General features: G+C 39.1%; 9 protein-coding genes and 2 pseudogenes. 5 read left to right on the top strand and 6 right to left on the bottom strand.

What is annotated here, in order from left to right; genetic code table 11:
• Nucleotides 1-744: 744 nt before the first annotated feature.
• Nucleotides 745-1,689 carry an ABC transporter ATP-binding protein gene (locus JCM19043_RS14880; protein ID WP_062323730.1) on the top strand — a complete coding sequence of 315 codons (945 nt, stop codon included), beginning with the start codon at nt 745-747 and terminating at the stop codon, nt 1,687-1,689.
• Nucleotide 1,690: 1 nt separating this feature from the next.
• Nucleotides 1,691-3,208 (top strand): ABC transporter permease/substrate-binding protein, encoded by a 1,518-nt coding sequence (locus JCM19043_RS14875; RefSeq protein ID WP_062323728.1) that lies wholly within the window; start codon nt 1,691-1,693, stop codon nt 3,206-3,208.
• Between the two features lie 119 nt (nt 3,209-3,327).
• Here the strand turns inward: JCM19043_RS14875 and JCM19043_RS14870 are convergent, their stop codons facing one another.
• Nucleotides 3,328-4,872 (bottom strand): HD domain-containing phosphohydrolase, encoded by a 1,545-nt coding sequence (locus JCM19043_RS14870; RefSeq protein WP_062323726.1) that lies wholly within the window; start codon nt 4,870-4,872, stop codon nt 3,328-3,330.
• Between the two features lie 95 nt (nt 4,873-4,967).
• Nucleotides 4,968-5,372, bottom strand: a pseudogene (locus JCM19043_RS17905) (chemotaxis protein CheB).
• Nucleotides 5,373-5,572: 200 nt separating this feature from the next.
• Between JCM19043_RS17905 and JCM19043_RS14860 the strand changes: the two are divergent.
• Nucleotides 5,573-6,574, top strand: a complete 1,002-nt coding sequence (locus JCM19043_RS14860) for a TrkA family potassium uptake protein (RefSeq protein WP_062323722.1) — start codon at nt 5,573-5,575, stop codon at nt 6,572-6,574.
• 114 nt (nt 6,575-6,688) lie between these two features.
• Here the strand turns inward: JCM19043_RS14860 and JCM19043_RS14855 are convergent, their stop codons facing one another.
• The 4 genes and pseudogenes from JCM19043_RS14855 to JCM19043_RS17900 all read right to left on the bottom strand — a co-directional run.
• Nucleotides 6,689-9,094, bottom strand: coding sequence for a glycoside hydrolase family 3 N-terminal domain-containing protein (locus JCM19043_RS14855; RefSeq protein WP_369813901.1), 2,406 nt, complete (start codon nt 9,092-9,094; stop codon nt 6,689-6,691).
• Complete coding sequence (locus JCM19043_RS19095; protein WP_369813900.1) at nt 9,055-9,408, bottom strand: glycoside hydrolase family 3 C-terminal domain-containing protein; 354 nt, start codon at nt 9,406-9,408, stop codon at nt 9,055-9,057. Before JCM19043_RS19095 ends, JCM19043_RS14855 begins: the two co-directional genes overlap by 40 nt.
• A 177-nt stretch (nt 9,409-9,585) precedes the next feature.
• Nucleotides 9,586-11,235, bottom strand: a complete 1,650-nt coding sequence (locus JCM19043_RS14850) for an FAD-dependent oxidoreductase (RefSeq protein WP_062323720.1) — start codon at nt 11,233-11,235, stop codon at nt 9,586-9,588.
• A 140-nt stretch (nt 11,236-11,375) separates the two neighbouring features.
• Nucleotides 11,376-11,808: pseudogene (locus JCM19043_RS17900) on the bottom strand (transposase); the annotation flags it as partial.
• Nucleotides 11,809-12,088: 280 nt separating this feature from the next.
• Here JCM19043_RS17900 and JCM19043_RS14840 point away from each other — a divergent pair.
• Both JCM19043_RS14840 and JCM19043_RS14835 read left to right on the top strand, forming a co-directional pair.
• Nucleotides 12,089-12,436 carry a hypothetical protein gene (locus tag JCM19043_RS14840; protein ID WP_143103192.1) on the top strand — a complete coding sequence of 116 codons (348 nt, stop codon included), beginning with the start codon at nt 12,089-12,091 and terminating at the stop codon, nt 12,434-12,436.
• 17 nt (nt 12,437-12,453) lie between these two features.
• Nucleotides 12,454-12,693 (top strand): hypothetical protein (locus JCM19043_RS14835; RefSeq protein WP_062323714.1); only part of this gene is annotated, 240 nt, incomplete at its 3' end.

Here is a 12,693-nt window from a genome sequence, read left to right as displayed (position 1 = left end):
GGAATTAATTAAAGGTGAAACAACCTAACTTCTTCACATAAAAAGATCCAGTTGTGCATCATTTACACGACTGGATCTTTTTTAGTTACACCATGACTTTTCATTAATCCTTGTCATACTTACTATATCATTAACTTATGCCTTTGTTATTACATACGAACCTTCACCTCAAACGACGTCTGACATTTCGGACACGTCGTTTTATGACGTCCTCTTTTGCGCGGTAATCTTAAGGTGACACCGCAATTCGGACATTTACGGTATCGTTTTGTCGGTATATCTTTTATTCTTTGAAGAAGTTTCTTTCCGGTATGTTTCATTCCGTTAACAACACGCAAATACACCGCATTCTCTCTTTGTCTTACGACAATATTTTTAGAGAACATACGAAATACCGCTAGAATAATGACCACGGTCATCAGCCTGTCATTAATTCTGGCATAAACCAGCGACTGAAAAACAATAGAATAAAATATAGGACTAACATGCCTACATATAACTGATCAAGCCGTAACGGCCTTGCATAAATTGTCTAAAGCGTTGTTTCACTCGTGTACCCTCCATTTAATTAAACCTTTTTGTTTGTCTTCTCACTTCATAACACAACCTATTCATACTTTACTATCATACCAAAGAAAAAGATTCATTGACCAGTCTTTTACCTTACTTGTTTGGAAGTAGCTTTTTACGGGTACTTAAGATTAACGAATGCTTATCATTTTGTATTCAAGAAAGGAGAACGATATGATCCGTTTCGAACACGTTAAAAAAACATTTCAAGACGGCACAACTGCAATTAAGGATAGTAGCTTTGATGTCAAAGAAGGCGAATTTTTCGTCATTATCGGACCGAGTGGGTGTGGAAAAACAACGACATTAAAAACCATTAACCGACTAATTCCGATATCTGATGGTACTATTTTTATACAAGATAAAAAAATAAGTGAGTACGATATCAATAAACTCCGCTGGAATATTGGATACGTCCTCCAACAAATTGCCTTATTTCCTCACTTAACAATTGAAGAAAATATTTCGATTGTACCTGAATTAAAAAAATGGTCTCGTGAGGATATGACTAATCGGGTGACAGAACTACTCAATATGGTAGGACTTGATGCGGAGAAATACCGTAAACGTCTGCCACATGAATTATCAGGTGGCGAACAACAAAGGATTGGGGTTGTTCGGGCGCTTGCAGCTGACCCTGATATAATTTTAATGGATGAACCTTTTAGCGCACTTGATCCCATTAGTCGCGAAAAACTCCAAAATGATATTCAGGACCTACAGAAGAAAATCAAAAAGACCATTGTCTTTGTCACGCATGACATTCGTGAAGCCGTAAAATTAGCTGACCGCATTTGTTTAATGAAGGCGGGCGATATTATTCAAGTGGGTACACCTGAAGAGATTATCCATAACCCTGCCAACGATTTTGTTAGGACCTTTACTAAAAGTGTCCAACCAGAACACAAGCGTGATCTCGACATTACAACAATACTTACTGACGACGTCACAGAAGGCGCACCTGAAATATCTATTGATACGTCACCTTTTGACATACTGAGACATTTCACATCAAACGAGAGACTTCTCATAACCAAAAATAATAGACCGATCGGCTCGCTAACAAAAGCGACCTTTACTGATGCGTTTATCGAACACTTCGAGAAAGGAGCGGTGTAACATGACTCTATTCTTTGATACACTTTCTCAAAGACAAGATCAATTAATCAGTGCTCTTCTTGAACATATTCAACTTTCATTTATTGCCCTATTCTTTGCCGTTCTTATCTCCATCCCTTTAGGTATTTACTTAACAAGAAAAGAAAGATTCGCGGAATCCATTATCGGTGTAACAGCCGTCTTACAAACCATCCCGTCACTTGCGCTACTAGGATTATTCATCCCCTTATTCGGGATTGGTAAAGTACCCGCTGTGATTGCTCTTACGGTGTATGCTTTATTGCCTATTGTACGAAATACATTCACTGGTATTAAGGAAGTAGATGATTCTCTGATTGAAGCCGCCACAGCGATGGGAATGAACTCTAAGAAACGGTTAGTAAAAGTAGAAATTCCACTCGCAATGCCGGTTATTATGGCGGGTATTCGAACCGCCATGGTCCTCATTGTTGGTACCGCCACACTTGCCGCCCTGATAGGTGCGGGTGGTTTAGGCGATATTATTTTACTCGGAATCGATCGCAACAACACATCCCTTATCTTTATTGGGGCGATTCCTGCCGCTATGTTAGCGATCTTATTTGATTTTATTTTACGCAAGCTCGAACGTGTAAACTATAAATATTCCATCACGGCCATTGTGGCCATTCTTATTTTAACCCTTGGATTAACACTGGCACCTTCACTCTTAAATCAAGAGGAAGAGACGCTCGTCATTGGCGGGAAGTTAGGTGCTGAACCTGAAATCTTAGTTGAAATGTATAAAGCCTTGATTGAAGAAGAGATGGATGTCCGTGTCGAAACACGTTCTGGATTAGGGAAGACCAGTTTTGTGTTTGATGCGCTTGATAATAAAGAAATTGATCTCTACCCTGAATTTACCGGTACCGTTTTAGGTGAGTTGATTAAAGAACAAGCCGAAAAAAATACAAAAGAAGCGGTTTATGAACAAGCACGATCTGGTATTATGCGTGACTACAATATGATGTTGTTAGAGCCAATGGCTTTTAATAATACGTATGCTTTAGCTGTCACTGAGGAACTAGCGAATCAGTATGACTTAGAAACAATTTCTGATTTAGAACGTGCCCTGGATGATATTAAAGCTGGATTTACTTTAGAATTTTCAGATCGTGAGGATGGGTATCTGGGTATTCAATCCCTCTATGGCCTAACTTTCCCATCACTACAAACGATGGAACCAAGCTTACGCTATCAGGCGATTGAATCAGGGGATATTAATTTAATTGATGCTTATTCAACCGATCCAGAAATTGAACGCTATAACTTAGTCGTCTTAGAAGATGATCAAGAATTATTCCCACCATATCAGGGAGCACCGCTACTACGTGCAGAAACATTGGAACAATACCCTGAACTTGAGGCTATTTTAAATCAACTCAGTGGGCAAATTACGTCCGATGAGATGCGTGAAATGAATTACCGAGTAGGTGTTGATAATGAAGACGCTAGCGTTGTCGCGCGAGATTATTTAACTAAGGCAGGATTCATTGAGTAGAAAAAACAAAAAACCTTGATTGAAGTCATAACGTTACACGACTAACGTCAAAAAGAAGAAGTAGACATCTAGTCGGCTTCTTCTTTTTTATCGCTCAATACATGAGCAATTAGTATACGTTAGTTGAGGTCCACTTTTAAGAGTACTTTACTGATAAAAATATCGACAAGTTCTGCATCAAATTGACGTCCTTTATGATATTTAAGTTCTGTACTGGCCTCTTCTTTTGATTTAGGAATAGAATAAGGGCGAGGCTTCGTCATAGCATCATACGCATCACAAACGGCTAGTATGCGGCTGAGATAAGGAATACTTTCTCCTTTTAACCCTCTTGGATAACCCGTGCCGTCGTAAAATTCATGATGATATAGAACGATGTCGACAATATCTTTAAATTCTTGTGACGCTTGTAATATGCGATACCCCATTTCTGGATGTTGTTTCATTTCTCGCTTTTCATTAGTATTTAGGCCTGACGCTTTATCTAAAATCGTATGGTCTACCGCCACCTTACCAATATCATGCAGTAGCCCCGCTGTCTTTAACTGATGAATTTCTGTCGCATTTAAGTTAAGGACTTTTCCAAACGTCTCCGCTAAAAAACTCACGCGTTCTCCGTGTTCTTTCTCACGCGGTTTCTTCTCATGTAAGACCGCCAATATTCCCTCGATAATATCTTTTCTTCCGCTTGATTTAGTATGAAGCTTATTTTGATACATGCGATCTTCAGCTAGGTGAACAAGTTTAATTAAGTCTTGACTAGGTTTACGTTTATACGCATACCCGAATGAAATCGATAGTTGAATATCTTTCACTGTTATCAAGGATTGTGCCTCTTTTAATGTCAACATCAGCTTTTTCATCTGCTCCTCTGTTGTCTCCGTTAAAATAATCACAAACTCATCACCACCAATACGTGCCAAATACATCGTGTCATCCATATGATGTTCGATTAACTCAACAGCTTTTTTAATTAACTCATCCCCAAACGCATGACCGAATGCGTCATTAATCATCTTTAAGCCATTTATATCTGCAAAAATCACCCCAAAATGCTCCGTCAACTTTTCATTGAGTTGCTGTATTAAGTTTTCATAATAATGGCGGTTATATACGCCGGTTAAAGCATCATGATTACTCATATACTTAATTTGCTTTTGATAGGTGACAAGTGCTGTCTTATCGATCATAGCTAAATGAATCAGCGTTTCATTGGAACGCACATATTGCTGGAGAAACTTGATATAACGTACCGGCTCTGTTCTTGTCTTAAATGAAAAAGAGGTCTCTAACTGATCTTCTTTCAACTGTTGAAAGAAGAAGTAAAAGCGATCTTGATCTTCATCAGCAATAAAGTGTTGTAACTTAGATTGGTGGGGTGTGAGCGAATCAAACAATTGATAACTATAATGATTGGCTTTTACAATCAAACCAGTTAAATCGACGATGAGATAACCTACAGGCGCATCCATAAATAATCTTTCATATTCTAGTTTTGTTTCTTCTAAATATTGATTGATTTCACTTAATTCATCATTCTGAGAGCATAACTCCTCATGATAGATCGATAATGCTTCTATTAATATTTCTTTTGATCCTTCAAACTCTTTATGAGGGCTATTCTTTTCTAACACCTGTTCTATAAGTTTTTCTAACTCACTCACATGCTCACTCCTTTTCTATATACTGATTTAATTAAATGGTATTTTTATAATGCGATAAATGAGGCAGTCTGTCTATCATCCTTTATGGCACGCATTCAAAGTATGCCATCACTTCCAGGACCCGATAAGACAATCGCAATGGCTTGTTTTTTCTGATCAAGTGCCAGTGACTTAAAAAAGATATCGATAGGTAAATGTAACTGATGGTCAGCTACTTGCTTTTCTAACAATAACGTTCCATTAAAAATAGAGACATTCATACGTGGAGGAATTAAATACAGATGATTTCCCTCTGTTATCATCCCCTCTTCCGCCACAGTAATAGGGATTTTTGTATGCCGTGCCAATCACTCATCCATCAAACGCTTAAACTCTTGGGAAAGATGTTGAACAACGATAAAAGTTAACCTAGAGTCTTCAGGTATATAATGAAATAAACACTCTAAAGCTTCTAATCCACCTGCTGAAGCACCTACTCCTACATAATAACGTTGTGACATAAGAACCTCCCGACCTTTTATATATTAGGTTAATTATACTATGATTAAAGCCTTGTTACAATTATTTCCGGTTGTTTATTTCCTTTCACTCTTGAGATCATTTGTAATTTTATACCTACCTCGTCTTTTATACATATAGAAAAAATGATACAATGAAAGTGCTTTTAAGAATACAAACTGACACCTTGAGGTGGTCTTCTATGCAAAAATACACACGCACACTTTCTATTCTGTTTTTATTATTAATTGTCAACGTCATCGGTACGGTTGGTTACTTGTTACTATTAGATGTCACTTTTATAGATGCTTTATATATGACAGTGATTACGATTTCTACCGTTGGATTTGGTGAAGTCGTACCATTAACGTTCACGGCGAAAATATTTACGATTCTGCTAATCTTTTTAAGTTTAGGGATTATTGGTTATGCCGGTTCATCCCTAGTTCATTTCTTTTTCGAAGGTAAAATTCGCGATGCTTGGAGGGAACGGAAAATGCGCGATCGATTGGATCATTTAAAAAATCATGTGATTGTTTGCGGGGCAGGCGAAACCGGACGACACGTGATTCAAACATTAAAAGAAGAACAGGTTGATTTCATAGTAATAGAAGAAGACCAAGATAAAGCAGACGCAATAAAAGATGATAAAGTCATGGTCATTGTCGATGATGCCACAACAGATGAGGCATTAGAAAAAGCCGGCATTAAACGGGCGAAAGGTCTAGTAGCCGCTCTCTCAACTGATGCCAACAATTTATATACCGTTCTCACTGCACGTGAGATGAATGAAAAGTTAATGATTGTCGCCCGTGCCATTAATAACAATTCGCACGATAAATTGATTCGCGCCGGCGCAAATAAAACCGTTTCACCAAATGAAATTGGTGGACATCGGATGGCGTCGATGTTGTTAAAACCCTCTGTGGTTGCTTTTCTAGACACGATTACCCATTCGGGAAAAATTGATTTGAACTTAAACCAAGTGATTATTCACCCAAAATCACAACTATGTAATAAAACATTGATGGAAGCCAATATCCCTGAAAAAACCGATTTAATTATTATTGCGATCAAAGACCAACAAGACGATGAGATCGTCTTTAATCCAATGAAAGATTATCGACTGAAACCCTACCAAACCTTGATCGTCTTAGGTGAAGATAAGGATTTATTTAAGCTTAAACAATTAGCTGAACATTAATATAAGACAAGAAAAAGACCGAAAAGCTATTTATGAGCGTCTCGGTCTTTTTCATATGGCTATTTAAACTGTCATCATGTTCATATCAATCAACTGGTATGAATATCATCTCTTTTACATAGATACCTGCTTTTTGAACATCAAACTCAATGTGTAAGTTCCTTGTTCTAACGTGACTTTTGGCAACTTCTGTTTAATTGCTATTTCATTCATACCATTAGCTTGTGCGGTTGCGACAACTTGATCATTTAACTTGATTGTCATCGCTGACTGACTCAGCGCGTCACCGGTCGACGTATACGTGACATACATCCGGTAAGCTTTAGTCTCATTTACGTTAAAAGTCGTTATTGTCTCATTTGAAACAGCCAGAGGCTGAGTTGTTAATAAAGGATGGTTGACAACACCAGATTGTGAAGGGATTAATCCACTATCATCTCTAAAGACTTGTTTACGTGTCATCACGGGTAATTCTAATAGCACACGACAAATATTTTTCGCACTACGCTGCAACTCTCCCCGAGTGACAGTCCCTTCCTGAAGACCCTTTAATGTATTGTCACCAGCTCTATTTGTTTCAGCCCCGTAATTATTCACGACCATGTAAAGATCGTTTTGACTGCGAATCATATGGTCGGTATGCGCGCGGCTGGGCACACCTTGATTGACGGGATCATTCATATGTGCCCACCAATCGGTCATCACAATACCACGAAAACCCCAGTCCTCTCTTAGAATCGTTGTATTCAGATCATAATTAGATGCTGAAAAATGACCATTCACTGGATTATAGGCCGTCATAATCCCCATTAAATCCGCTTCTTTTACCGCCATCTCAAAGCCTTTTACATACACTTCTCTTAACGCACGCTCACTCACAACCGCATCCACTTGATTGCGCGACTGTTCTTGTGAGTTACAGGCAAAGTGTTTAGCGACCGCATGTGCACCTTCTTTTCTAATCCCTCGCACATTAGCAATGGCCATGATGCCTGTTAAATAAGGGTCTTCTGAGAAATATTCAAAGTTCCGACCGTTCAGTGGATGACGATGAATATTGATTCCTGGCCCAAGCAACAGATCAATCTCATTTTGAATCAGTTCTTTTCCTTCATAACGGTAGAGTGCTTCAATCAAATCCGGATTAAATGTTGAGGCAAGTAATGTCCCAATTGGGACTTGTGTTGCTTTTTCACCTGAGTCCATACGAATGCCTGACGGTCCATCCGCTGTACAACCGACCGGTATGCCTAGTGACAGCAATCGGTCACTGACCCCACCAAAGGCTGACGCTGTCCCTGGTGTAACAAGCGGACTCACCATTCCCTCACCGCGCACAAGAATCGCTAAATCCTCATCCGTTAGTTGACGAATGAAGTCATCTAAGGTTATCTTTTTGTTTAAGACGTCTTGTAACGTATAGGTGGTGTCTTTAAATGACAGGGCTTCGGGTAGTCGGTCGGTTATCCGTTTATTTATATCCTGTTGGCGTAAAGGCACAGGTTCAAGGAGACAGTCATACGTCCCGTCCGCTCGTCTTTTCCCTGGCTTCATCCGCTTGAACGGGGTCACTGGTTTCAGTGCTTCTTCCGCTTGCCTGACTTGTATCGTTTGTCTCAGGTGATAGGGCTGTTTATTCTCATCATAGACAATGTCTGTGTCCCTTACACTCGTCCCGATATGAAAAAGATAGTCCCCCGCTTCTAAAACGTCGCTCGATAGAAAGCCCGTCACACCACTGTCATCATACGAGGTTAGTTGATGAAGGGACAGTTTTATTTCAAGCGTTTCTGTTTCATCTGGTGCTAATAAGCGTGTCTTCATAAATCCGACCAAGCGTTTAGCTGGTTGCCCTAATGTCCCTTGCGGACTCTCAACATAGAGCTGAATCGTTTCTTTACCACTGACGTCTCCTGTATTCGTTACGGTCACACTAAATCTAAATTGCTGATGAGTCGCATCATACTGAAAAGGCTTTGGATTGACTTCAAATGTCGTATACGATAAGCCAAAACCAAACGGATACCTGACTTTATCCGGGCAAAATGTTTCAAAGTAGCGATACCCGACATAAATATCTTCCACATAGTGATTCTGCACGTCACTACCAAAATGTTGACTAGACGGGTAATCAGTTAACTGATACGCAATGGTATCTGGTAGCTTCCCACTTGGTGTCACATGACCTACGAGCACGTCTACAGCCGCTCGCCCGCCTTCCATCCCGCCATGCCATGTATAAATAACACTACTCGGGTCGTAAGACTCAACAAACGACAGATCAATGATATTGGACGTATTCAGTACGACAACAACTCGGTCAAAATATGTCGTCACAAGACGGATCATTCTATCCTCTTTATCGGTTAAATAATAACTCCCTTTTTCAGCGCGATTATCTTGGTCTTCACCTGCCGTTCGCCCAATCACAATAATTGCTTTATCATTTCTTTCACTTGCTTGTTGAACAAATGTATCCATTAACGGCATCTCTTCTTGGAACCAAGCTCCGCTGCCCACGCACCACCACCATCGTCAAACGGCTGTTTCTTTATAAAGGTTTGATACGCCTCTAAGACCTCTTCATCGATTGTGACGGTTTTATCTTCAAGTAAACTGTCGATAAGATTCGTTGTGTATAACACATTCACGCTCCCACCAGACCCTGTGCCACTTCGATAATAATCATATTGAATCCGACCAAAAACCGCGACTTTTTCAGCTGGCTTTAGCGGCAAGGTGTGATCATCATTCTTTAATAAGACCGCCCCTTCAGCTGCGACTTGTCGACTAAAATCACTAAATCCTTCAATCGGTACACCGATTTTACTCATCTCACTTCACTCCTTACTTCCTCTACTTTCCCCAACCTTATCAGAAAGTAAGTGGGATAAAAACCTAGTAAATCCGTCTAAAAATCCAGTAAAAAAGAGAAAGTCACCCATATAGGCAACTTTCTCATTAAATCCCTGTCTTTATGACGGAAATGATTGATGGTTCATATAGCTTACTTATTGATCCCGCGTTTTTTTCGTCGCTTGATAAAACTTATTCCCACCCGATAAGTTTGATACATCCTTAAAGCCGTGGTTGAGTAAAATATTCTGAACCGCATTACCCGTTGTCCCACTATTACAATACGTGACAGTCGGTAGGTTTTTATCAAGTTCATTTAGTCGTGCCCGAATAACCGCATGCGGCATACTCACCGCTCCGTCCACGCAATTAGCGAGGTGTTGCTTTTCAATCCGGGTATCGACTATTTGAATCTTTTCACCGTTCGCTTCTAGCTCACGCACGTCATCACTCGTCTTTAATGGACGTCCTTTAGACAGCGCGTTATCTAAAATCATCCCGCTATAATGGACCGGATCTTTTGTCGTTGAAAACGGCGGAGCATAAGCGAGGTCTAAGTGGAACAATTCATCAACTGTCGCACCATAGGTTACGAGTGTACTAAACACATCAATGCGCTTATCGACGCCCTCTTGTCCAACAATTTGAACGCCAAGTAACTTTTTCGTGTCACGGTCGGCAATCGCTTTAATATTCATCTCCGTTCCATTAAAGTAAGCCGGTTTATCTGGTTTAATATTATGGGAAATCTCAATATTAAACCCCTCTGCGCGCGCTTCCGCTTCAGATAAACCGGTATTGGCGACGGTAAATTCAAATAATTTATAAATACTTGTCCCGAGAATCCCTTTAAATTCTAATGAACCGCCAGACAATTGGTCACCCGCAATTCGGCCGGTTTTATTCGCCGTAGACCCAAGTGGCCGGTAAACCGGTTTATGCGTTTGTCGCTGAAAGGTTTCAATACAGTCCCCGCAGCTATAGATGTTTTTAAGATTCGTCTCCATACGCTCATTCACTTTAATTGCCCCTGTTTCACCAATCTCAACGCCGATCGCTTTTGCGAGTTCAACATTTGGTTTCACGCCGGTTGCTAAAATAACCAGCTCCGCTGGAATCGTTTCTTCTTCATCAATCTTCACATGATCTGCTTGAATTCCTTTGACGGTTTTGTTTGTTCTTACGTCAATCCCTTTTTTCACAAGTTTATCTTCTAAATAATCTGCCATATCAGGATCAAGGTTTGAGGTAATATGCGGCTTCATCTCAACGATGACCACCTCGATATCTCGTTCAATTAAGTTTTCAAGCATCTCAAATCCAATGAAGCCCGTCCCAACAACGACGGCTGTTTTCGGTTGATGTTCATCGATATAACCTTTAATCTGTCGTGCATCTTGAACGGTCCGTAAGGCATGGACGTGCGGCAGATCGACACCATCAATCGGTGGCACGATGCTCTTTGCTCCTGTTGCGATAACGAGTTTATCGTAGGCATCAGTAAACGTTTCATTAGTTTTTAAGCTTTTCACATGTACCTGTTGGTTATCATGGTCAATTTTTGTTACTAAGTGGGCGGTATGAATATCAATGTTGTATTTCTTCTTAAAGAAGGCTGGGTCTCTTGGCGTTAACGCCTCAATTGATTCTACTTCGTTCCCGATATAATACGGTAACCCGCAACCCGAGTAAGAAATATCGACATCTTTCTCATAAATCGTAATCTCTAAATCATCCTGATTTCGCCTTGCCTTTGCGGCCGCTGATGTTCCAGCCGCTACTGCGCCTATGACAATAAGTTTCATCTTGTGTACCTCCTAGATTATCTTTTAATGATTAAACACCTTTATTTTCACACTGTTACTTTTCCCTACTTATCAACTCATTAACCTTATATAAGCATCTACTTATATACTAATGAATCCTATTCACAAACACAAGCACTTTACACATTCTTAACAAAAAGAGTCTGAAGCAAAACTCGAAAATATGAAGTAAAAACCGGATGTGATTTTCTGTTAAGAAGATCACATCCGAATTTATTTTTAGTATTTTCATCCTTGAAAAAGGTTGTCGATAGATTGGCAGTGAACTTCCGTAAGTTCACTGCCAATAATGCAAATCCAAATTCATTCTCTACAAGTTCTTTTTCGCGAAGAGAAAATCTTGTGAAACCCAAAATAGCCTTCAATAATCCAAATACTAGTTCTACGTCATTTTTTCTTTTGCCGTAAATCTTACCAGCTTCTTCATCCGAAAGCTTCGCACGAATATATGCTTTTTGCTGTTCCAATTATTTTGTTGATGCACACTTTTCTATTATTGCCTTCCTTTGCTTTTGTACATTGCTCTCTCGGGGAACAGTTATGACAATCCTCCAATTTCTTAGCACATTGACGCGCTCATTCTTCAGAATCAATGCCGAGGTGTTTTTTGCGGATCTCTTGGGTTTCTATAACACCAAATCCGACAAACAAATAAGGCCATATCAAGGCTTAATAGTATTTTTAAAGAATTGAAGTGTCAAACTCTCGTGTTAAAAAATATTTTTAATTGCAAACTATTGACAGTGATATAATATAGTTATACACTAAAATTAACTAAAATTTAGGAGGTTCATTTTTAAAAAAAGTATTGATTGTCGCACTACCTGTCATCATGTTTTTAACTGTATCGACTACTTCTGTATTTGCTCAAACTGGATCGTCCTCTTTGAAGGACAACAAGGTTGATTTTGGACAAGAATTAGTAATTGATGAGTCCACTGAAGGGATAAGTGATGTTTTAACTTATGAAGAGTTAGTAAGTAAAGTTGCAAATGATCAAAACATTTCAAAAGAACAAGGTCGTATAATGTTAAATGGTGATTTTTATAATAACGGTACCACTACTTATAACGGTAGTCTAAACATAGGAATCGGAAAATATGGTAGCGTTTCATTTGGGGTATCTCATGCTACAAATTGGTACAAATATAAATATCAAGAAGGACACAAATACTTTTAATTCTCTGGAGGCTAATCATGAAAAAAAACGTAATAAATTTATCTTTTTTAATTATCGGTCTGATAGTTGGAATACTTATAATTTTTTCTCCTGTTATTATAACTGGAGCATCGTATGATGTACAAAGAGTTATGGGCAACCTTTTAGTTGCAGAATTTATATTGAGAACAAGTTCATTAATTATCGGTTTGTTGGTAGTTTATGATGCTATGAAAACTTTTAGAAAAAACAATAACGTCTTAAATTTATTAGTAATT

It is taken from the genome of Halolactibacillus sp. JCM 19043 (assembly GCF_001310395.1).
Taxonomy (GTDB): domain Bacteria; phylum Bacillota; class Bacilli; order Bacillales; family Amphibacillaceae; genus Halolactibacillus; species Halolactibacillus miurensis.
The sequence above is the reverse complement of the archived record's forward strand: the minus strand, read 5'-3'. Positions and strand labels throughout refer to the sequence as shown.

Bases quoted from the DNA above. Each gene is read 5' to 3' on its own strand.
- JCM19043_RS14880 (WP_062323730.1), top strand. From the start codon at position 745: ATGATCCGTTTCGAACACGTTAAAAAAACATTTCAAGACGGCACAACT.
- JCM19043_RS19095 (WP_369813900.1), bottom strand. From the start codon at position 9,408: ATGAGTAAAATCGGTGTACCGATTGAAGGATTTAGTGATTTTAGTCGA.
- JCM19043_RS14840 (WP_143103192.1), top strand. From the start codon at position 12,089: ATGTTTTTAACTGTATCGACTACTTCTGTATTTGCTCAAACTGGATCG.
- JCM19043_RS14860 (WP_062323722.1), top strand. From the start codon at position 5,573: ATGCAAAAATACACACGCACACTTTCTATTCTGTTTTTATTATTAATT.
- JCM19043_RS14850 (WP_062323720.1), bottom strand. From the start codon at position 11,235: ATGAAACTTATTGTCATAGGCGCAGTAGCGGCTGGAACATCAGCGGCC.
- JCM19043_RS14875 (WP_062323728.1), top strand. From the start codon at position 1,691: ATGACTCTATTCTTTGATACACTTTCTCAAAGACAAGATCAATTAATC.